Origin of the sequence: Microbacterium sp. UFMG61 (assembly GCF_015354505.1) — a bacterium.
Lineage (GTDB): Bacteria > Actinomycetota > Actinomycetes > Actinomycetales > Microbacteriaceae > Microbacterium.
In genome coordinates this window covers 262,874-282,546 of record NZ_JACAFP010000007.1, presented here as the reverse complement: position 1 = coordinate 282,546, position 19,673 = coordinate 262,874, and the positions used below count along the sequence as shown (strand labels likewise).

Below are 19,673 nucleotides of genomic sequence, written 5' to 3'. Positions count from 1 at the left end.
ACGTGACTCTCGGATCAGGGCTTCTGGCGCACTTCGGTGATCTCGAGGCCCATGCCGGCAATGCGCATGAGCAGGCCATGCAGTTCCGCCTGGTCGCGGATCGGTCCGGAGAGCAATGTCGTGTTCCGATCGATCTGCACGGCATCGAGTTCGGGGAAGGCGGCGGCGAGTGCGTCGGAGCGCGCGTAGGGCAGACGTATCTCGTAGTGCTTGATGAAGTGTGAGTCCGCGGCCCCCATGCGTCCATGGTCATCGATGCGTGTTCGGTGCGCTTCACCCGTCCGAGGTGATTGTGCGGGCGAAGAGACCCTGCTCAGAGGAGTCCGAGTTCCGTCGCGCGTCTGACAGCCTCGCTTCGACCCGTCGCGCCGAGCTTCAGATATATGTTGCGCAGATGCGTCTTCACGGTGTTGACACTGAGGTATTGTCCGGCGGCGATGTCGGCGACGCTCTGATGGATCGGCAGCTCGACGAGAATGTCATGCTCTTTCGGGGTGAGCGCCACGGTGAGGCCGGGCCCGGCCGGCATCACTCTCGCCAGGCGCACCACCGTGGACGAGAGCGCGTTGAGATGCCCGAAGCGGCCGTCGTACAGACCGGTCAGCCGGGCTCCGATCGCGCCGCGCATGAGGAACGGCCGCACCGTCCGAAATCGCTTCGCCTGCGTGAGCGCAGTCGTGAGGTGCGAGAGACAGACGTGGTCCCGGCCGGCGGCATGTGCGGATTCTGCGAGCAGCACAGATGCACCCACGACGGCGTTCGGATGCCAGCTGCGCGCACCCCGTGCGATCGCATGGGTGAGCGCCGCCTCGCGCGCCGGGGAGTGCGAATCAAGCAGGAACTGGAGGTTCGCAAGCTCGAGACAGCCGCCGCCCAGCATCTCCTCGACGAAGTCTGCGAATGCCAGGGCGAGAGGGAGTTCGTCCTGCGCGGCGCGCAGCGCCACGATCTGAAGAGACGATGCCGCGACCAGCCGCGGAAATCGTGAGCCAGACGCACGCAGGATCCTCTCGAGCTCATCGGCGGAGTCCAGTGAGTCGGGGTCGGCATCGAGGCTCATGAGGAGTTGGAGCACCCGGGCGGGCACGGCGATGGCGTCGTCTGTTCCGCCGCGCGCGGAGACGACGTCGTCGAGCTCGCGGGGGAGCGGCTCGCCCTGCTGGTAGTCGCGGCTGGCGCGGATGATGACGGCCGCGGCGCGCACCGGATCGGTCATGCCCGGAGCGAGCGTGATGCCGCGCTCGGCCACGCGCTCCTCCATCGTCGAGCTCTTCTCCCACTCCTCGAGCTCGATCGCGCAGTTCGAGTAGAGCTCGGCGCCGTGCAGCTGCAGCCATTGGTACCCCGCTGTGCCGGCTGATTCGACCACACGCCCCGCGGTGGCCATCGCCTCGCGGACGTCGCCTGTGCACCTCAGCATCTGCGCGTCGGCGAGCGTGCAGAGAAGGTCCAGCGGCAGCGACTTCGCCCGCGCCGCGGCATGACGGGGGGCACGAAGATCGGGCGGCTCTGCGGTGCGGCACACATCAGCAGGTGGGAAGCATTCGACAGCTTCGAGTGCGGTCGGCCACGCGGTGAGGCGGTAACCAGGATGGTCCTGCTGTCTGGCGTTCGCGATCAGCCTCACCCAGCGCAGAGGATCCGTCGAGAACGGGATCAACAGAAGCAGGCGCGCCACGATCACACCCAGGGTGTCAGCGGTTGGCGGGAGCGCCTGCACAGCCTCACCGACGATCGCACCGTGTCCACTGAGCACCAGGTCGAGGGCGAAGTGCTCGACCATTCTCCGGATCAATGAGGGGCTCTCGCTCTGCAGGGCGTGACGGAGCGCGGCCACGGAGTTCTCCCTGGCCGCGTACCAGAGCGCGGCACGCCCGTGGCTGTCGCGGTGAGCGGCCGGGTCCCGGCGTCGCCCTTCGGCTTGAAGGAACGCGAACAGCACGGGATGGAAACACACCTGCCCGTCGCGCACGGTCAGCAAGGAGTTCTCTGAGGCGAATGAGTCGGCGATCGCCTGTGCATCCGCGCGGCCGGTGAGTTCGACGAGAAGGTCGCCCGGCATGAACTCCGACACCGCGCCTGCGATGAGCATCTCGACCTCGTCGTAGCTGCAGCGATCGAGCACTTCCGCGGAGAGGAAGTCGCCCACGGCTCGGGAATCGGCGACGAACCGGCCGATCAGATCGTCGACGTCACCGTGGAGCAGCCTCGGAACCGCCATCGCGATCCCGGTCGCCCACCCTGCGGTGCGCGCGACCAGAGCGGTCGACGGCGCTCTATCGAGGTCGACTCCGTGCAACAGGGCAAGTTCTGAGGCCTCTTCGGGAGTGAAAGCGAGTTCGTCGCCGCGTACCTCAACCAGGATTCCGGCGGCAGCCAGGTATGACAGGCTGTGCACCGGCTGGAACCTGCCTGCCACTATCACCCGTCGCCTCGTGCGCACGGCGTCGTCCAGCACGCGACTGAGCGTGCCCGCAGCGACGAGATGGGCGTCGTCGATGAAGACCCACTCGTCCGTGCGGATCGGCGTGCCCACGTCTGTCGACTCACCGCCCTGGAACCACGCGACGCGCTGACCCGCGTCTTCGAGCTGCTGCGCCCAGTCCGTCAGCAACGAGGTTTTTCCGGACCCCGCCGCGCTCCATATCGTGAGGATGCGAGCCTCACCGCGGCGTAACGGAGAGAGCGATTCGTCGAGTCTCGGCCTACGGAGATGATGGATGCTTCGAGCAGGGAAGTCGCCCGCTGAATGCTCCGCGCCCAGTAGCTGATCGATCGTGGTCACAGCATGCCCCTCGGAATAGTGCGCACCTGATCTCCCCCGAGTGCGCTCAGGTTAGCAGGTGGTATATCGGTCCGCGAGGGGGCTCGCGAACCGTCGGAACCGCCTGATGCAGGGGGCGCGGATTCATCGTCGGAGATTCACCCCGATCGGGTGACTCTCGGGTGCTCATGGCGGCAGATACTGAGGCGCACCCGGATAGCTTGCGCGTCGTGCGGATCCCACCGCATCCGCACCATCCACCGCATCCGCACCATCCATCGCATCAACGGAAAGGCCGATCATGAGTTTCTGGCAGGGATTCTGGGACATCATCTGGTGGTTCTTCTGGGCGTTCGTCTTCATCTCCTATCTGTTCGCGCTGTTCGCGATCATCGGAGACCTGTTCAGAGACCGAAAGCTCAATGGCTGGTGGAAGGCGGTCTGGGTCGTCTTCCTGATCTTCGTGCCCTTCCTCACCTCGCTCGTCTACCTGATCGCTCGCGGGCAGGGCATGGCCGAACGCAGCGCCGCGCAGGTGCAGGCGACGGCCGACGCGACCGACCACTACATCAGGACGGTCGCAGGCTCGAGCCCGAGCGACGAGATCGCCAAGGCGAAGAGCCTGCTCAACGACGGCACCATCACGCCAGAGGAGTACGAACGGATCAAGGCGCGCGCTCTCGCGCATGTCTGAGAGCGGACGGATGAGCCCCGCCGACATCGTGTCGGCGGGGCACATCCGTGCCGGGCGGGCTGTCCCCGCGAGGTCAACCGGTGATGGTCGGGAAACGCCAGGAGCCGTCGAGCACCTCGGGTCGCGGTCGGTACAGACGCACGAGATAGTTCCAGCCCTGCGTGAGGGGAAGTGCGTTGGGTGCGGCAGGATCGCCCCCGAATCGCACCGTGATCGTCCCGTCGGCATCGCGCGCACCGGTGACGCTGTTGACGCTGTAGCGGCCGGCGTCATTGGGCTCGAAGTAGCCGTCTGCGTTGTACAGCGAGATCGACCAGAACCCGTCGACGGGCACATCGCCCACCTGCAGCGTGTACTCGCCGGGCGGCAGGCCGGGTTCGACGTTGAGGTAGTACGCCTCGTTCTCGGGGAGCCCGCCCCACCCGGCGGCGGTGCCGAGCAGATGGCGGATCGGGTCGACCTCATCCGCACGTCCGAACGCGTGCTCGAAGTCGGGCAGGCCCTTCGCGAGAGTGAGCACGGCCTCCCGCGTCTCTGAGAACGTTGTCGCGTCGTAATCGAGCGGCGGTAGCTCGCGGCCTCCGGCCGACGTCAGTGTGAGCTGGTCCTGCAGAGCGTTGACGGCGGCGACGTCTTCCGGGTCTTCGGAGTCGACCAGGATGCGTGCGGCCGCGAGAACGAAGTCGCAACCGAGGTCCTCGGCGGACAGAGCATGCTCGCCCGGCTCGTGGAGGACCCGGTTGATGTAGTGCCCCTCGTTCACGAGCATCACCGACACGTACCGATCGCCCGCTTCGGGGATCGTGAGAGTCGCCCCCTGCGACACATCGATGATCGCGGCGCTGTACAGCGTGTCGCGGTTCATGCGGATCACGGTCTGCTCATCGATCGGCGTGGGGACCCGGAAGTGGTTCCAGCGGTTCGCGCCGCCGGCGCTCGCGGCGATGGCGGCGAACATCCGCAGGGTCTCGATATGCGCGAAGTTGGCGAACGTCACGGTGGGGGAGGTGTCGGTCGTGGTGCTGTCGGACATCATCCGGCCTTTCGAGGTCGTGGGATGCTGTCATTCTGATGCACGCGCCCTCTCCCGCACGTCATCCGAAATCGGTGAAGTGGGGATGCTCGATCAGACCATCGACTCATCTGCGCTCGCCGCCTGCCCTCCGAGGCTGGACGCCACCGCGCTTCCGAGCGAGACTGAGACCGGCGTCGCCGATGACGTCAGGACAAGGGGAATCGTCATGACCTACCGAGTCGGATACTTCGTCGGGAGTCTCTCGTCGACTTCGATCAACCGCATCCTCGCGACGGCGCTGATCCGGTTGGCTCCGAACGATCTCGAGTTCTTCGAGATCCCGATCAGAGACCTCCCGCTGTACAGCCAGGACTATGACGACGACTATCCGGCTGTCGCTGTCGAGCTGAAGGAAGCGATCGATTCGGCGGATGCGGTGCTGTTCGTCACGCCGGAGTACAACCGCTCGATCCCGGGCGGTCTCAAGAACGCGATCGACTGGGCGTCACGGCCGTGGGGGCAGAACTCCTTCGATCACATTCCCGCAGCAGTGATCGGGGCGTCGGTCGGCGCGATCGGTACGGCAGTCGCCCAGCAGAGTCTGCGGGGTGTGCTGAGCTTCTGCAACGCCCGTCAGATGACGTCTCCCGAGGCCTACATCCAGTTCGTCCCCGACGATTACGCCGACGACGGCACGGTGACGAACCAGAGCACCGCGACGTTCCTGCGGGACTACATGACGGAGTTCCGCGACCACATCGAAAGAGTGCTCACCGTGCTGCCGCGCGACACCGAGAGCTGAGCGCAGGCACCCCTGACGGTCAGGGTCCGAGGAGCGTACTGTGACCGCATGATCATCGACGATCCCACCCTCACGAACCCCGACCACTACCGCACACTCTGGGAGAACGAGTTCGTCCGGGTTCTCGAGTACACCGACGAACCGGGCGACCGCACGACCCCGCACGATCACCCCAACAGCGTGATGATCACCCTCAGCGACTTCTCGCGCCGACTCTCCGCGGGTGAGCGGAGTTTCGACACCGCTCTCACCGCCGGCCAGGCTGTGTGGATCGCCGCGCAGCGGCACTCGGGAGAGAACACCGGGGCGACCGCGACCCATACGATCCTCGTCGAGCTGAAGGGCGAGGCCGCCGGTGACGCGGACTCCGGCGTGCTCGGGCCGCAGACCTGAGGGTGAGCGGGCTTTCAGCCGTTCGGGGCGACGAGGCTCGACACATCGCGCACGCACCGCACGCGGGGCCCACCCTGGACACGACTCGGTCGCCCTCGGCGACCGTCCTCGGGTTCGAGCGCATGCCAGTATGTCGGCATAACAGCAGCGCTGAAGGTACATCCCCGGGTATGCATCGGCCCGCCATCTACGTCGGCTACGTCGCGGTCGTGTTCCTCGTGCAGGAGTTGAGCGGTGTGCCGTACACCGACCTCGGCGAGAGCGGCGGCAACCTGTTCCTCGGCGTCGGCCTCTCGCTGATCGTCGCCGCGATCCTGCTGGCGATCACGACGACGCTCCTGGGCTGGTGGCGGCCCGCGCTCCGCGAGCAGAGGCGCAGCGTCCGGTGGCCGATCATCGCGCCGATCATCATGGTCGTCGCGCTCCTCATCGATCTCGCCTCCACCGACTGGGCCTCCTACGACGGGGCATTCTTCGCGGCGTCCATCGTGCTGATCCTCGTCGGCTTCACCGAAGAGCTCACCACCCGGGGCCTGCTGCTCACCTCGCTGCGCAGCACACTCAGCGAGGGGTGGGCGTGGTTCCTCACCTCTGCGCTGTTCGCACTCATGCACCTCATCAACGCCGCATCCGGCCAGGCGCTCCTCGCGACTGTGCAGCAGGTCGCATTCGCTTTCCTCGGCGGCACCATCTTCTACATCGTGCGCCGGACGACCGGCACGCTCATCTGGGCAATGGTCCTGCACGGCCTCTGGGACTTCTCGACGTTCGCTGTATTGCACGGCACTCCTGGTGCCTTCGCCGGGTTCGGCTCCATCGTCTACCTGGGTGCGGGCGTTCTTGCGCTGATCTTCGTCCCGTTCGTCATCCGCGGCGCGAACGAGAAGATCGGCGCACGTGCATAGCGAGTCGGTGGTGACATCCGGGCGCCCGCGGAGTATCTGGCTCGCCCTCGCCGCGGTCGTCGTATACGTCCTCCTCGCCGCTGGCCTGGGCAGTCTGCTGAGCGGACTCGTAAGCGACGAGCAGGAACTTGCACAGTTCTCGCTCGGCCACTTCATACCGCTCGCCATCGCGATCATCGGTCTGCTTCTGTTCCTGCGCTGGGCGGGCTGGGGTGAGGACGTGTGGCGGGAGCGACCGACTCCCACACTGACACCGCGACGCTGGTGGTTGGTCTCGATACCCGTCCTCGTGGTGCTGCTGCCTATCAGCCAGTTTGGCGACGTCCCTTGGGCGTCGCGCCCCATCGGATATGTGCTGGTGATCGCGGCAGGCACGCTGATGGTCGGATTCGGTGAGGAGCTGCTCATCCGTGGGGTGCTGCTAACAGCGGTGCGCGCACGTCACGGTGAGCTCATCGCCCTTCTCGGGACCAGCCTCGTGTTCGCGCTCGCGCACATCCCCGGCAGCATCATCGCCGGCGCCTCCCTCGCCACCATCGCGTTCCAGGTGTCATTCCTCGCCGCGGCCGGTGCCGCCTACTATTGGGGCCGCCGCGTCACCGGACGACTCTGGGTCGCCATGCTCGCCCACGCCTTCACCGACTGGGTGCTGTACCTCGCGTCGCGTGCAGGAACACCGGGCGCGTCCATGCCGCACGACCACGCCGGAAGCCCGAACCCCATCCAGGCCACTGTGCAGATCATGCTCCTCGTCGCGACCACCGTCAGCATCATCAGCGTCATCCGAGAAGATCGACGCCGCGGACAGGCGGCGGCGGAGCGGAGGGCGTGATCCTCGGAAGTGAGCCATGATCGAGACGACGCGCGCCTTCGCCCCCACCTTCATCGCGGGGCCCGCTTGCGCGCTGCTCACTGACGAGAAAAGCCGCCTGAGACCCGGCAGCTTTTCTCTGAAGGTGCGTGGGTTGTACGCGGAAGTGAGCGCTGCGTCCTCTGCCGTATCGCGGCGATGTCGGATGCAAGGAGGGAGAAATCATCACCGCGGTTCACCACCCCCTGCGTCAGCCATGGCAACTCCTCGTCTCGGTCGCGTCTCGTCCGCGTTTACGCGGGAGGAGTGGTGCGTACCGAGCTTGCGGCAGCCCAGGAGGCGAGAAGGCGCAAGCGCTCCGCCGACGGCGAGCCCGGTTCCGCGGAGTAGATCAGCATGACCTGCCCGGGTTCCGCGGTGAGAGCGAGTTCTTCGTAGACGAGTGTGAGCTCGCCCACCACCGGGTGCTGGAAGCGCTTGGTGCCTGAGCCGTGCGTGCGGACGTTGTGCGCCGCCCAGAGCGTCCGGAAGACGTCGCTGCGAGTGGAGAGCTCCCCGACGAGGTCTTGGATGCCCTTGTCATGCGGGTCTCGTCCTGCCTCGGCGCGGATGACCGCGACGCACATCTCGGCGAACAGGTCCCAGTCGGGATAGAAGTCGTGGGCCGCGGGGTCGAGGAATTGGAACCGAGCGAGGTTGGGCACCCGCCCTCCGTCGCCGATGACCGGGGAGTAGAACGCGCGTCCGAGCGCGTTGGTCGCGATGAGGTTCTGTCGCTGGTCGCGAACGAACGCGACGGCGTCGGTGATGGAGTCCAGGGCCCATTGCAGGCTCGGGCGCGGCGCGGAGGTCTTCACGGCTCGACGGCGGTTGCGGCCGGAAGACGGGATGCCGTCAGCGGATCGGGCCAGGTCGAGCAGGTGGGAATGCTCGGCGTCGGTGAGCTGCAGAGCACGGGAGACGGCGTCCAGCACGGACGCGGATGCTCCGGCGATGGCTCCGCGCTCGAGTTTGCTGTAGTACTCCACGGAGACACCGGCGAGCATGGCGACCTCGCTGCGACGCAGTCCTGCCACTCTCCGGTTCGTTCCTGCAGGAAGGCCCGCAGACGCCGTGGTCAGGTGCGCGCGGCGCGTCATCAGGAACTCGCGAACCTCTGCTCGATTGTCCATAGGATCAGCGTACGGTTCCGCTCCCGCTCGAGGGATGCCCTGAGAGTGCACCCCTCGCTCCGCCAATCATCCGGCGAGTGTCACGCCTGTGGTCTCTGCGAGCGCGGCGAGCAGGTGCTCGTGGAAGATCGAGTCCGCCGCTGCGGCAGCGGGCCGCTGGGTGCTCAGATGGTGCCAGTACCCGCCGGTGCGCGGCGTGATCGACTCGGCGGTCGACAGGTGCACCTGGGTGAGGTGCCCTTCGCGAAGGTCGTCCGGCGCCCCGGAACCGCCCATGCTCGTTGGCACCCATCCGGGGTCCACCGCATGGACGAGGGTGTCTGGCCAACGAGTCGCGAGAGCGAGGGCCATGGCCGTCACCCAGAGCTTGCTGTCGCTGTACGATCCGGAACCGCTCCGCAAGCCCTTGAGGTCGGTGCCCCCACCGCGATGCATGGAACTGCTCAGGTAGATGAGCCGTTCAGGACGATGCATCGACGCGGTGAGGACGTAGGGGGCGACGGAGTTGACGCGCACAGCGTCGGGCGAATGCAGCGCCCCGGCATTGTGCACGACGGCGTCGAACCGACCGAACTCGTCAGCGTCCCGAGCAAGCTGCTTCACAGCGTCGCCGTCGGTGAGGTCCCCGATGAGGGTGCCCCGCCACGCGCCAGGAGGGACGCGAGAGGGTATGCGCGCGTGCACCACGACATCATGCCCGTCGTCAGTGAGGGCCTGCGCGGTAGCGAGGCCGAGACCGGTGGATGCTCCGGTCACGAGGATCAGCGACATCTCAGGCCTCGCTCGACTGCTCTCATCGGTTGATACTCCTCAGGTCGTCCGAGCTTCTCATTCTGCAAGCGCGATGTCACGCGAAGGGTTCCCTGTCAGTACACCTCTCGCCAGGGACTCCCGACGATCCGTCGGGCGGAGAACACTGGTGTGCATGATGTTTCCGCCACGCAACCGAAGATGAGTCGGATGCTGCCTGCACTCTTGCTGGTGCTGACCGTGTTCGGCCCGATCTCCATGGACCTGTACCTGCCCGCGCTGCCGGCGCTCACGCAGGAGTTGGATGCGGCGACGTCCGTCGCGCAGCTCACGGTCACCGCCTGCCTCATCGGGCTCGCAGCCGGTCAGCTGCTGGCCGGGCCGCTGTCCGACCGATTCGGTCGGCGGATCATCCTCCTCATCGGCGTCGTCGCCTACGTGGCGACATCGCTGCTGTGCGCGTTCAGCCCGACGGTCGAGACACTCATCGCCGCCCGCTTCGTGCAGGGGCTCGCCGGCGGAGTGGGGATCGTCATCGCGAACGCGGCCGGCCGCGACGCCTATGCCGGCTCGCAGCTGATCCGGTTCTACGCACGACTGACCGTCGTGGGCGGCCTCGCGGCCATCGTCGGTCCGCTGCTGGGCGGAGTTCTGACGACGTTCACCGATTGGCGCGGTCTGTTCGTGTTCCTCGCCGTCGCGGGAGCTGCGATCCTCGCGTTCGTTCTCTTCGTGTTCGGGGAGACGCTTCCACGGGACCAGCGCACCTCCGGTGGGTTCGGTCACACCCTCCGCGACTTCGGAACGCTGTTGCGGGACCGCGCGTTCCTCGGAGCGGTACTCAACCAGGGGTTCCTCTACGCCGCATTGTTCGCCTACCTCTCCGGTGCCACCTTCGTCCTGCAGGACATCTACGGGCTCTCCCCGCAGTGGTACGCCGCCGCGTTCGGTCTGAACTCCGCCGGCTTCATGGTGTTCGGTCACTTCGCAGGGCAAGCGGCAGAGAGATGGAGCGTGGGCGGCACGCTCGCCGTCGGCGTGGCCGTGACCGCGGCCGGAGCTCTCGGGCTGCTTCTCGCCGGTGTCGTGGCCGTCCCCCTCTGGGTCGTCGTCCTCTCCCTGTTCACGCTGGCCAGCGGCGTAGCCATCGCCTCCCCGCCCGCGACCACCATCGCGCTCAGCGGATATCCGCAGATGGCCGGTACCGCGGCCTCTCTCCTCGGAATGGCTCGCTTCGGCTTCGGTGGTATCGCGGCACCCTTCGTCGGCGTCGCCGGAGCGCTCAGCATCCTGCCACTCGGCGTTGTCACCACCGTCTCGGCCGTGCTCGCCGCCCTCGCTTGCATCCTCATCGTCCGGCCGCGTCATCACGCGCCCGAACCTGCCGTGACCACGGCATCCGCAACCATCCACTGACCCCCAGAGAAAGGACACCACCATGCGTGGAGTCATGATGTACGCCCCCGGCGACGTGCGAGTCGAAGACCGCGCCGACCCCGTGATCCTCGAACCCACCGACGCCATCATCCGGCTCTCGGCCACCTGCATCTGCGGATCCGACCTCTGGCCTTATCGCGGCGCCGAGGATCTGCAGGAGACGCCTCAGCCGATGGGGCACGAGTACGTCGGCGTCGTCACCGAGATCGGTGCAGACGTCAAGAACGTCGCCGTCGGGGACTTCGTCGTCGGCAGCTTCTTCACCTCCGACAACACCTGCGAGATCTGTCAGGCCGGCTACCAGTCGCATTGCGTGCACCGTACGCCCATCGGGGCCGAGGGCACTCAGGCGGAACTCGCCCGGATCCCGAACGCAGACGGCACGCTCGTCGCAACCCCCGGGCAGCCCGACGAGGATCTGATCCCTTCCCTGCTCGCCGCCTCCGACGTGCTCGGCACGGGGTGGTTCGCTGCCGTCGCGGCGAACGCCGGACCGGGTAAGACCGTCGCCGTCGTCGGCGATGGAGCTGTCGGCCTGCTCGGCATCCTCGCCGCGAAGCAGCTCGGTGCCGAGCGCATCATCGCGATGTCGCGCCACGCCGACCGGCAGGAACTCGCGCGTCGGTTCGGCGCCACCGACATCGTCGAAGAGCGCGGCGATGAAGGAGTCGCGAAGGTCAAGGAGCTGACCGACGGACTCGGCGCGCACTCCGTCATCGAAGCGGTCGGCACGCAGGCATCCATGGAACAGGCGATCCGCTCCGCCCGACCCGGCGGCCACGTCGGATACGTCGGTGTCTCGCACGACGTCTCCCTCGACGGATTCGAACTGTTCTTCTCCGGCGTGACCCTGCACGGAGGCCCGGCACCCGTCCGTCGCTTCCTGCCCGAGCTCATCCAGCTCATCTGGGATCGCAAGATCGATCCCGGCGTGGTCTTCGACCTCACGCTCCCGCTCGAGCAGGCCGCCGAGGGGTACACCGCCATGGACCAGCGCACCGCCACCAAGGTGCTGCTGACCGTCTGAACCGCTGTGGGGCGGACGGGCTGCCCGTCCGCCCCACGATGAACAGGAGGACCACATATGAACATCGAACCCGCCGCAGCCGCGGCCAAGAACCCGCCCGAGCAGTTCGCCGGAGACGTCTGGGCGGACATGATCGCTGTCCCGCACGAGGACGATCAGCGCATGTCGGTCGCAGTCGTCAAGTTCGCTCCCGGCGCCCGGACCGCGTGGCATTCCCACGCCCGCGGACAGTACCTCCGAGTCACGCAGGGGATCGCCCGCTTCGGAACCCGTGACGACGAGATCATCGAGGTTTACCCCGGACAGACGCTGTACACCCCGCCAGGCCAGGATCACTGGCACGCATCCGCAGGTGGCACGTTCATGGAGCACATCGCGATGCTCGAGAACGGCGATGACCCCGCAACCACCACCGTGTGGAAGGAACACATCACCGACGACGAGTACGAAGGGAAGGCCACACGATGACCGGATGGACCGGAGGCCAACGAGCCGTAGGCGACATCGCCCCCGCACTCGCGCACTACACCGACAAGATCCTCTTCGACGAGGTCTGGGCTCGCCCCGAGCTCTCTCCACGCGACCGCAGCCTCGCCACCGTCTCCGCGCTGGTGACGCTCGGCGCCACGGACCAACTGACCTTCCACCTCGGCTACGCGCGAGACAACGGCATCACCGAACAGGAACTCATCGAGACCATCACACACCTCGCCTTCTACACCGGGTGGCCCCGCGCCATGGCCGCCATCGGGGCCGCACGAGCCGCGTTCGCCGATGAGGACACATGACGATGAGTCGAAGGCTACGGCTCTCCCTCGCCGCCCTCGCGGTAACCGCGACGTTGGCCGCGGGGTGCGCGCCCGCACCGTCCGAACGCGCCTCCTCGGCTCCGACGCCGCAACCCTCCGCCTCACCGTCCCTTGAGGCGCCGTCTACGGAGGTGCCAGTCCCTGGAGACACTCAAGGCGAGATCATCGTCCGCTTCAGCAACGACGACAACCACGCGGACGTGGTGATGGCGGAGGACAGCCCGGCCGTCAAAGACTTCCTCTCGATGGTTCCCCTGGAACTCTCCCTGGAAGACTTCAACCAGAAGGAGAAGATCTCCTACCTCCCCGGAGAGCTCGCGTGGGAAGGAACGTCCGGCTTCGACCCCGAGGACGGGGACCTCATCTACTACACCCCCTGGGGGAATCTCGGGTTCTACTACGACGCGAGCGGCATCGGCTACTCGGACGCGACGCTCAAACTCGGCACGTTCGCCGCCACGCGAAGCGAGCTCGACGCCCTCGACGGGCCCGTGACGGTGGGCATCGTCCGCTAGCGCCAGAACAAGGCGCTACGGGCGCATGGTAAGTCCACCGTCGACCGAAATGGACTGCCCCTGGATCCATGAGCCGTCTTCGCAGCGCGTCACACACAACCGCGGCCGAGCGCGACGTAACCCCGTCCGCACATAGCCCGCCACAAGTCAGTACCTCTCACACCACCGGCTCGAAGGTCGGCGCCAGCATGCCCAGACGTGGGTCTAGGCACTGGCCTCGAGCTGTTTCTGCGCCGAAGTAGATCACCGCAGACACGAACTGCCGTCGAGAACGAGCTTCAAACGAGAAAAGCCGCCTGAGACCAGGCGGCTTTTCTCGTACTTGGTGGTTACGCGTACGTATTCACATACCATCCGCCTACAACCCTGTGTGTGGTGTGCCCCCGACAGGAGTCGAACCTGCGACCTACGGTACCGGAAACCGGCGCTCTATCCACTGAGCTACGGAGGCGTACCGGTCGACAATATCACTGCTCGGTGGTGGTCTCCGACCCGGCCTCGGTCACGGGCGCGTCGCCGAGTTCGGCGAGTGCCGCGGCGACCTTCTCCGCGAGGTAGCGATGTCCGTCGGTGGAGGGGTGCTTGCGGCCGAGATCGACATCGATCACCGAAAGGTAGTTCTGCTCGGTGATCCAGTTCTGCGCGATGGGGGAGATGTACCACCATCCGCGCGCGGCGGACAGCTCGCCGAGATCCGTGTCGATTCTGGCGGTGCCCTCACCGACCGGGAGCTCGTGCGGGGCGGGACCGAGCACGACGATCGTGGCGTCGGGGTACGTCGCCGACATCGCGTCCCAGGCGGCCGTCACAGCCTCGCGGTAGCCGGCTTCACCCTGCTCGCGGTCGTTGATGGAGCCCTGCATGATGATCAGGTCGGGGTCGAGCGTCGGGTCGAGAGCCGTGATCCGTTCGCCGAACGCGGGGCCGTCTATGCCGGGCTTCAGGTAGCCGCTGCCGCGCACGCCGTTGACGATCGTCTCGCCGCCGAGAAGATCGGCGAGCACGTACGCGTACCCCTCGGTGGGAACCGTGGCGGCCGAGCCGTAGGTCCACGAATCGCCGAAGACGAGCACGGTCGGGTCGTCAGGCAGCAGCAGGGGAGCGGGGGCGATCGCGACCGCGTTCTCATCGGTGGATGCCGCCCCGATGGGTGCCGTCGTCGGCGATGGCACCCACGGTCTCCACACCCCGAGGACCACGGCCGCGAGGGCCAGGAACACCGCGATGGCGACCCCTGCGACGGGCAGGTGTCGGCGGGCGGTGACGGGGCGCATGGCATGACTGTAGATCACGAATCTCCCGACGCAAATTCCGGCGCGTGACGAGCCGTAAACTGGGATGCCTATGAACCCTGAAACGCTCGCCGAAGCCCTCCTCGCCGTCCTCGCACCGATCGCCGAGGAACGACGTCCCGGCGAGCCGCTCGCCGTCACCGCATCCGACATCGTGTTCGAGCGTCCTCGTAACCGTGACCACGGTGACTGGGCCTCGAACATCGCGATGCGCCTGGCGAAGCCGTTCGGCACGAACCCCCGCGAACTGGCGCAGCAGATCGCCGACGGCCTCGCGCAGGTCGACGGCGTGCAGAGCGCCGAGGTCGCAGGGCCCGGATTCATCAACATCCGCCTGGATGCCGCCGCGGCCGGTGCGCTGGCCAAGGTCATCGTCGAGGCGGGCGCGAAGTACGGCCACAACGAGACCCAGGCCGGCCAGAGCATCAACATCGAGTTCGTGAGCGCGAACCCGACCGGCCCCCTGCACATCGGCCACACTCGGTGGGCGGCGCTGGGCGACGCGATCGCCCGGGTGCTCTCCGCGTCGGGTGCGACCGTCGCCAGGGAGTACTACATCAACGACGCCGGTGTGCAGATGGAGCGCTTCGCGAACTCCGTGCTCGCCGCCGCGAAGGGCGAGCCGACGCCGGAGGGCGGCTACGCCGGAAGCTACATCGGCGACCTCGCCGCGCGCGTGCTCGTGGCGCGTCCGGACCTGTTGGAGCTGCCGGCGGCCGAGCAGGCGCTCGTCGCACGTGAGCTGGCCTACGAGTTCCAGCTCGAGGAGCAGAAGCAGTCGCTCGCGAAGTTCAACGTCCATTTCGATGTGTGGTTCTCGGAGCGCGTTCTGCACGACAAGAACGAGGCCGGTGTGAGCCTCGTCGATGAGGCCGTCGACCGTCTGCGCGAGCAGGGCCACGTCTTCGATGACGAGGGCGCCGTGTGGGTGCGCACGACCGACTTCGGCGACGACAAGGACCGCGTGATCCGCCGCTCCAACGGCGAGTACACGTACTTCGCGGCCGATGCCGCGTACTACCTCAACAAGGGCGACCGCGGCTTCGAGTACAAGCTGTACCTCCTCGGCGCCGATCACCACGGCTACGTGCACCGCCTCAAGGCGATCGCCGGCGCCGCGGGCGAAGACCCCGAGAAGAACGTCGAGGTGCTGATCGGTCAGCTCGTCTCGGTCGGCGGTGCTCGTCTGAGCAAGCGCGCCGGCAACATCATCGAGATGGACGACCTTCGCGAATGGCTCGGCACCGATGCACTGCGCTATTCGCTCGAGCGTTCGCCCGCCGATTCTCCGCTCGCTCTCGATCCGGAACTGCTGCAGAAGCGCACGAACGACAACCCCGTCTTCTATGTGCAGTACGCGCACGCCCGCACCCACAACGTCGCGCGCAATGCGGGTGATTCGGGTGTCGACCGCTCGGAGTTCGCCCCTGAGACCCTCACGCACGAGACCGAGGCAGCTCTGCTCGGGGCGCTGCAGGAGTTCCCGCGCATCGTCGCGTTCGCGGCAGAGGTGCGCGAGCCGCATCGCGTGGCACGCTACCTCGAGGAGCTCGCGGGTCTGTACCACCGCTGGTACGACAACTGCCGCGTGATCCCGCAGGGCGACGATTCGATCGAGACCGTTCACCGCACACGCCTCTGGCTCAACGACGCGGCCGGACAGGTATTCCGCAACGGTCTCGACCTTCTCGGAGTGTCGGCACCCGAGCGGATGTAGCCGATCGGCCGCTCGCCGGTACGGCAGGATGGCACCATGAACGACGACAACCACACGCTGCCCTACCCTGCGGCCGATTCCGAGCATCCGACGCTCGTGATCCCCGGTGAGGGAACGGATGCGCCCACGCCGCGCCGTCGCAAGCGCTGGCCGTGGGTCATCGTGATCGTGCTCGTCGTTCTGGCGGTGCTCGTGGTCGCCGCGGAGTTCATCGCGCGAGCGGTGCTCCCCGGCGTCGTGCGGTCGATCGTGATCGAGCAGCTCGATCTTCCCGCCGACCAGCAGCTCGATGTGCAGGCCGACGGCATCCTGCTGCCGCAGCTCATCGGCGGACGCCTCGACGACCTGCACCTCTCGACCGACTCGGTCACGCTCGAAGGCATCACCGGCGCAGTCGATGTCACTGCCGAGGGAGTGCCGCTGCGCGGGGGCGACCTCGACGGTGCCGCAGGTACGATCCGGATCGACGAGTCGCAGTTCACGGAACTCCTCTCCGGAACCGAGCTTCCGGTCGACACCGTCGCCTTCGAGGCGCCTGACGCCACGGTGTCGGGGTCCGTCAGCGTGCTCGGAGTCGCAATCCCGATCTCGCTCACGGTGACGCCCGGCGTCGCGGAGGGCGATCTCGAGCTCACCCCGGTCGGGCTCTCGGTCGGCGGGCTGCAGATCGATGCCGAACAGGTCGGATCGTCGCTCGGTGCGCTCGGCGCCGACCTCACTCAGACGCAGCGGGTCTGCATCGCCGACCGCCTCCCGGCAGGTCTCACGCTGACCGACCTGCAGATCGACGGAAGCGTCGCCGTGATCGACGTCGACGTCGACGGCGCGATCGTCACCGACGAGAGCCTGCAGCAGCCCGGCGTCTGCCCGCAGTGCTGACGATCAGTCGGCCTTCGGCTCGACCCCGCGCGCTGCGCGCTCCGCTTCCTGAGCGCTCCTGAGCGTCGCGGTGGCGAGCGCGACCTCGGCCTCGGCGCGCTGCACACGCCGCTGCTCGAAGGTCTTCGCACCGAATCGGGCGTGCACCCTGTCGTGCCGCTCGTCCTCGGACGTCACGATGTACGCACAGGCGATGAGCATGACCTGGGTCGACAGGTTGAGCCAGATGAGCAGTGCCAGCAGCGATGCGAACGAGGCCAGCAACGGATTGCTCGTCGCGCCGCCGATGAAGAGACTCGAGAGCTCCTGCAGCACGAGCAGGCCGATCCCGCCGATGAGTGCACCCGTCCAGAGCGACCTCGCGGATGCGCCGACTCCGGAGAGCAGGCGGAAGACACCGGCGACCAGCACGGTGTTGAGCGCCAGCACGACGAGCAGCGACACGATGCGGACACTCCACGTGGCGATGGCCGAGTCCTCGTCGAGTCCGAGCAGTCCGGTGATCCAGGTGATGCCGAGCCGACCCACGAAGGTCACTGCCGCCGATGCGATGAAGAGCACCGCCACGCCGACGGCGAGCAGGAGGTTGCGCAGCAGGACCCAGATGAAGAGGATGTCGTCCTGAGCGGTTCCCGCGATCACGCGCACCGCGGTGCGGAGCGAGCCGACCGCACTGAGCGCCGAGCCCGTGAGCGCCACCGCCGAGACGATTCCGGCGATGGACAGCGAGAGCGGAACGCGCAGATCGTCGGGGTCGATCACTCCGTCGTCGCCGATCAGACCGGGAACGACCGACTGCACGGCGTCGATGATCGCCCGCCAGGCATCCGGGTTGCCCGCCAGCCAGAGCGCCAGGATCGAGAACCCGAGCAGTACTCCGGCGAACACGCTGAACAGTGCACGGTAGGTGACGCTGTCGGCCAGCATGGCGCCGCGGCGTTCACTGTAGAGAAGGAAGGCGCGTACCGGCCGGCGCTCGAGCGCCCAGCGGATCGCCTTCGCGCTCACGCGTGCGATCGGACCAGGACTCTGGGCTTTCTGGGGCGCGCTGTCGGTACTCATCGCCACCTACCCTACGAGGCGACGACAGGCGTCCGAAGGGGGTTGACGCGGAGGGTCACCATGACGGATGCGGCATACCCGGTGCCCTAGAATCGGGTCAACCTCGCGCTGCGCCCTCGCGCCGAGACCGTCCCACGATTGGTGTCCCTTGCTTTCCCCTGCCGATTCGCTCGCCCCGGAATGGCTCGTCGTGCCCGACGACGTCAACGACCTCCCCGCAGCGGTGTGGCCGGCTTCCGCCGGGCGAACCGTCGACGGCGTGCTCACACTGTCCGGCATCTCCGCGGCCAGCCTCGCCGAGACCTACGGGACTCCGTTGCTGGTGCTCGACGAGGACGAGGTGCGCGGACGGGCGCGTGCCTTCCGCACCGCGTTCGATGCGGCTGCCGCCGACCACGACACCACCGCGCAGGTCTACTACGCGGGCAAGGCGTTCCTCAGCACGACCGTCGCACGCTGGGTCGTCGATGAGGGACTGCGCGTCGACGTGTGCACGGGTGGTGAGCTCGAGGTGGCTCTGGCAGCCGGCGTCGCGCCGGCGTCTCTGGGGTTCCACGGCAACAACAAGTCCGTGGCAGAGCTCGGCCGCGCGGTCGAGGTCGGTGTCGGCACGATCATCGTCGACAGCGCCATCGAGATCGAGCGGCTCGCGGCGATCACCGCGCGGACAGATGCGACGCAGCGCGTACTCGTGCGCGTGATCAGTGGCGTGCACGCAGAGACACACGACTTCCTCGCCACCGCTCACGAAGACCAGAAGTTCGGCTTCCCTCTCCCCGAGGCGGAGGCGGCCGTGGCGCGGATCCGAGAGATCGACGGCCTGGAGTTCGCCGGCCTGCACTGCCACATCGGCTCGCAGATCTTCGGAGTCGCAGGATTCCGCGAATCCGCGGAACGCGTCCTCGAACTCCACGCCGCTCTGCTCGACCGCGGCCCCGTGCCGCAGCTCAATCTCGGCGGCGGATTCGGCATCGCGTACACGAGCGTCGACGACCCCACGCCCATCGAGACGCTCGCCGGTGAGATCGTGGCGGCCGTGGCAGAGGGCTGCGCGGCGCGCGGAATCGCCGTTCCCGCGCTCTCGTTCGAGCCCGGGCGTGCCATCGTCGGGACCGCAGGGGTGACCCTCTACGAGGTCGGCACCATCAAGGACGTCGATCTCGGATCGGCAGGCACGCGGCGCTACATCAGCGTCGACGGCGGCATGAGCGACAACGCTCGTACGGCTCTCTATGGCGCTCAGTTCTCGGCACGGCTCGCCTCACGGACCGGAGTCGGGGCGGCGCAGCTCAGCCGCGTGGTCGGCAAGCACTGCGAGTCGGGCGACATCGTCGTCGATCATGAGTACCTCCCCGACGACGTGACGCCCGGAGATCTGCTGGCGGTTCCCGCCACCGGAGCCTATTGCGCACCGCTCGCGAGCAACTACAACCACGTTCCCCGCCCGCCCGTCGTGGCGGTGCGCGGCGGACGATCCACAGTCATCGTGCGCGGCGAGACCATCGCCGATGTGCTGTCGCGCGATGTCGGGGTCGACCCGGCCGCGGCAGAGACACGACACCGCTGAGTCGGATCCGCGACCCGCGCGATCCGATGATGCATCACCGAACCACCCTCCGAAGGAGAAGC

Annotated in this window: 20 protein-coding genes and 1 tRNA gene; 13 read left to right on the top strand and 8 right to left on the bottom strand. The window is 67.3% G+C overall.

What is annotated here, in order from left to right; all coding sequences use genetic code 11:
• Nucleotides 1-14: 14 nt before the first annotated feature.
• Together IXW21_RS11035 and IXW21_RS11030 are read right to left on the bottom strand one after the other, a co-directional pair.
• On the bottom strand, nucleotides 15-239 hold the full coding sequence (locus tag IXW21_RS11035) for a hypothetical protein (protein WP_194764299.1): 225 nt from the start codon (nucleotides 237-239) through the stop codon (nucleotides 15-17).
• A 74-nt stretch (nucleotides 240-313) separates the two neighbouring features.
• Nucleotides 314-2,614 (bottom strand): helix-turn-helix transcriptional regulator, encoded by a 2,301-nt coding sequence (locus IXW21_RS11030; protein WP_194764298.1) that lies wholly within the window; start codon nucleotides 2,612-2,614, stop codon nucleotides 314-316.
• 451 nt (nucleotides 2,615-3,065) lie between these two features.
• Between IXW21_RS11030 and IXW21_RS11025 the strand changes: the two genes are divergently transcribed.
• Entirely contained in the window at nucleotides 3,066-3,458 is a 393-nt protein-coding gene (locus IXW21_RS11025) for an SHOCT domain-containing protein (RefSeq protein WP_194764297.1), read from the top strand.
• A gap of 73 nt (nucleotides 3,459-3,531) precedes the next feature.
• Here the strand turns inward: IXW21_RS11025 and IXW21_RS11020 are convergent, their stop codons facing one another.
• Nucleotides 3,532-4,491, bottom strand: a complete 960-nt coding sequence (locus IXW21_RS11020) for a DUF1214 domain-containing protein (RefSeq protein ID WP_228528393.1) — start codon at nucleotides 4,489-4,491, stop codon at nucleotides 3,532-3,534.
• Between the two features lie 208 nt (nucleotides 4,492-4,699).
• Between IXW21_RS11020 and IXW21_RS11015 the strand changes: the two genes are divergently transcribed.
• From IXW21_RS11015 to IXW21_RS11000, 4 genes are all read left to right on the top strand, one after another.
• Nucleotides 4,700-5,275, top strand: coding sequence for an NADPH-dependent FMN reductase (locus IXW21_RS11015; RefSeq protein WP_194764296.1), 576 nt, complete (start codon nucleotides 4,700-4,702; stop codon nucleotides 5,273-5,275).
• A gap of 48 nt (nucleotides 5,276-5,323) precedes the next feature.
• Nucleotides 5,324-5,668: a cupin domain-containing protein gene (locus IXW21_RS11010; RefSeq protein WP_194764295.1), complete on the top strand. Its 345-nt coding sequence runs from the start codon at nucleotides 5,324-5,326 to the stop codon at nucleotides 5,666-5,668.
• 170 nt (nucleotides 5,669-5,838) lie between these two features.
• Nucleotides 5,839-6,573, top strand: a complete 735-nt coding sequence (locus IXW21_RS11005; RefSeq protein WP_194764294.1) for a CPBP family intramembrane glutamic endopeptidase — start codon at nucleotides 5,839-5,841, stop codon at nucleotides 6,571-6,573.
• Between the two features lie 10 nt (nucleotides 6,574-6,583).
• The gene (locus IXW21_RS11000; RefSeq protein ID WP_194764293.1) at nucleotides 6,584-7,405 is read left to right on the top strand and encodes a CPBP family intramembrane glutamic endopeptidase; all 822 of its coding nucleotides are present in this window, start codon (nucleotides 6,584-6,586) and stop codon (nucleotides 7,403-7,405) included.
• 272 nt (nucleotides 7,406-7,677) lie between these two features.
• Here IXW21_RS11000 and IXW21_RS10995 read toward each other — a convergent pair whose 3' ends face one another.
• Both IXW21_RS10995 and IXW21_RS10990 read right to left on the bottom strand, forming a co-directional pair.
• Complete coding sequence (locus IXW21_RS10995; protein WP_194764292.1) at nucleotides 7,678-8,556, bottom strand: helix-turn-helix domain-containing protein; 879 nt, start codon at nucleotides 8,554-8,556, stop codon at nucleotides 7,678-7,680.
• A 66-nt stretch (nucleotides 8,557-8,622) separates the two neighbouring features.
• A complete protein-coding gene (locus IXW21_RS10990) occupies nucleotides 8,623-9,327 on the bottom strand; it encodes an SDR family NAD(P)-dependent oxidoreductase (RefSeq protein ID WP_194764291.1) in 705 nt (234 codons plus the stop codon).
• Nucleotides 9,328-9,507: 180 nt separating this feature from the next.
• Here IXW21_RS10990 and IXW21_RS10985 point away from each other — a divergent pair, with 180 nt between their 5' ends.
• From IXW21_RS10985 to IXW21_RS10965, 5 genes are all read left to right on the top strand, one after another.
• Nucleotides 9,508-10,722, top strand: a complete 1,215-nt coding sequence (locus tag IXW21_RS10985) for a multidrug effflux MFS transporter (RefSeq protein WP_194764290.1) — start codon at nucleotides 9,508-9,510, stop codon at nucleotides 10,720-10,722.
• Between the two features lie 22 nt (nucleotides 10,723-10,744).
• Complete coding sequence (locus tag IXW21_RS10980) at nucleotides 10,745-11,770, top strand: zinc-dependent alcohol dehydrogenase family protein (RefSeq protein ID WP_194764289.1); 1,026 nt, start codon at nucleotides 10,745-10,747, stop codon at nucleotides 11,768-11,770.
• Between the two features lie 57 nt (nucleotides 11,771-11,827).
• On the top strand, nucleotides 11,828-12,238 hold the full coding sequence (locus tag IXW21_RS10975) for a cupin domain-containing protein (protein ID WP_194764288.1): 411 nt from the start codon (nucleotides 11,828-11,830) through the stop codon (nucleotides 12,236-12,238).
• A complete protein-coding gene (locus tag IXW21_RS10970) occupies nucleotides 12,235-12,558 on the top strand; it encodes a carboxymuconolactone decarboxylase family protein (protein ID WP_194764287.1) in 324 nt (107 codons plus the stop codon). Before IXW21_RS10975 ends, IXW21_RS10970 begins: the two co-directional genes overlap by 4 nt.
• Nucleotides 12,559-12,710: 152 nt before the next feature.
• Nucleotides 12,711-13,094 carry a cyclophilin-like fold protein gene (locus tag IXW21_RS10965; RefSeq protein WP_323742225.1) on the top strand — a complete coding sequence of 128 codons (384 nt, stop codon included), beginning with the start codon at nucleotides 12,711-12,713 and terminating at the stop codon, nucleotides 13,092-13,094.
• Nucleotides 13,095-13,472: 378 nt separating this feature from the next.
• On the opposite strand, the gene IXW21_RS10960 is transcribed toward IXW21_RS10965, so the two are convergent.
• Nucleotides 13,473-13,545: transfer RNA gene (locus IXW21_RS10960), tRNA-Arg, on the bottom strand.
• Between the two features lie 16 nt (nucleotides 13,546-13,561).
• Nucleotides 13,562-14,368 (bottom strand): SGNH/GDSL hydrolase family protein, encoded by an 807-nt coding sequence (locus IXW21_RS10955; protein WP_194764286.1) that lies wholly within the window; start codon nucleotides 14,366-14,368, stop codon nucleotides 13,562-13,564.
• 70 nt (nucleotides 14,369-14,438) lie between these two features.
• Between IXW21_RS10955 and argS the strand changes: the two genes are divergently transcribed.
• Nucleotides 14,439-16,103: an arginine--tRNA ligase gene (gene argS, locus IXW21_RS10950; RefSeq protein ID WP_194764285.1), complete on the top strand. Its 1,665-nt coding sequence runs from the start codon at nucleotides 14,439-14,441 to the stop codon at nucleotides 16,101-16,103.
• 36 nt (nucleotides 16,104-16,139) lie between these two features.
• The gene (locus IXW21_RS10945) at nucleotides 16,140-16,982 is read left to right on the top strand and encodes a DUF2993 domain-containing protein (RefSeq protein WP_194764284.1); all 843 of its coding nucleotides are present in this window, start codon (nucleotides 16,140-16,142) and stop codon (nucleotides 16,980-16,982) included.
• A gap of 3 nt (nucleotides 16,983-16,985) precedes the next feature.
• Here the strand turns inward: IXW21_RS10945 and IXW21_RS10940 are convergent, their stop codons facing one another.
• Entirely contained in the window at nucleotides 16,986-18,044 is a 1,059-nt protein-coding gene (locus IXW21_RS10940) for a YihY/virulence factor BrkB family protein (protein ID WP_194764283.1), read from the bottom strand.
• A 148-nt stretch (nucleotides 18,045-18,192) separates the two neighbouring features.
• Between IXW21_RS10940 and lysA the strand changes: the two genes are divergently transcribed.
• A complete protein-coding gene (gene lysA, locus IXW21_RS10935; protein WP_228528392.1) occupies nucleotides 18,193-19,611 on the top strand; it encodes a diaminopimelate decarboxylase in 1,419 nt (472 codons plus the stop codon).
• Nucleotides 19,612-19,673: the final 62 nt, after the last annotated feature.

Excerpts from the sequence above, each read along its gene's own strand:
- IXW21_RS11035 (WP_194764299.1), bottom strand. The coding sequence starts at position 239 with ATGGGGGCCGCGGACTCACACTTCATCAAGCACTACGAGATACGTCTG.
- IXW21_RS10940 (WP_194764283.1), bottom strand. The coding sequence starts at position 18,044 with ATGAGTACCGACAGCGCGCCCCAGAAAGCCCAGAGTCCTGGTCCGATC.
- IXW21_RS10955 (WP_194764286.1), bottom strand. The coding sequence starts at position 14,368 with ATGCGCCCCGTCACCGCCCGCCGACACCTGCCCGTCGCAGGGGTCGCC.
- IXW21_RS10980 (WP_194764289.1), top strand. The coding sequence starts at position 10,745 with ATGCGTGGAGTCATGATGTACGCCCCCGGCGACGTGCGAGTCGAAGAC.
- IXW21_RS10970 (WP_194764287.1), top strand. The coding sequence starts at position 12,235 with ATGACCGGATGGACCGGAGGCCAACGAGCCGTAGGCGACATCGCCCCC.
- IXW21_RS11025 (WP_194764297.1), top strand. The coding sequence starts at position 3,066 with ATGAGTTTCTGGCAGGGATTCTGGGACATCATCTGGTGGTTCTTCTGG.
- IXW21_RS10985 (WP_194764290.1), top strand. The coding sequence starts at position 9,508 with ATGAGTCGGATGCTGCCTGCACTCTTGCTGGTGCTGACCGTGTTCGGC.
- IXW21_RS10995 (WP_194764292.1), bottom strand. The coding sequence starts at position 8,556 with ATGGACAATCGAGCAGAGGTTCGCGAGTTCCTGATGACGCGCCGCGCG.
- argS (WP_194764285.1), top strand. The coding sequence starts at position 14,439 with ATGAACCCTGAAACGCTCGCCGAAGCCCTCCTCGCCGTCCTCGCACCG.
- IXW21_RS11010 (WP_194764295.1), top strand. The coding sequence starts at position 5,324 with ATGATCATCGACGATCCCACCCTCACGAACCCCGACCACTACCGCACA.
- IXW21_RS11005 (WP_194764294.1), top strand. The coding sequence starts at position 5,839 with ATGCATCGGCCCGCCATCTACGTCGGCTACGTCGCGGTCGTGTTCCTC.
- IXW21_RS10990 (WP_194764291.1), bottom strand. The coding sequence starts at position 9,327 with ATGTCGCTGATCCTCGTGACCGGAGCATCCACCGGTCTCGGCCTCGCT.
- IXW21_RS10975 (WP_194764288.1), top strand. The coding sequence starts at position 11,828 with ATGAACATCGAACCCGCCGCAGCCGCGGCCAAGAACCCGCCCGAGCAG.
- IXW21_RS10945 (WP_194764284.1), top strand. The coding sequence starts at position 16,140 with ATGAACGACGACAACCACACGCTGCCCTACCCTGCGGCCGATTCCGAG.
- IXW21_RS11020 (WP_228528393.1), bottom strand. The coding sequence starts at position 4,491 with ATGTCCGACAGCACCACGACCGACACCTCCCCCACCGTGACGTTCGCC.
- IXW21_RS11015 (WP_194764296.1), top strand. The coding sequence starts at position 4,700 with ATGACCTACCGAGTCGGATACTTCGTCGGGAGTCTCTCGTCGACTTCG.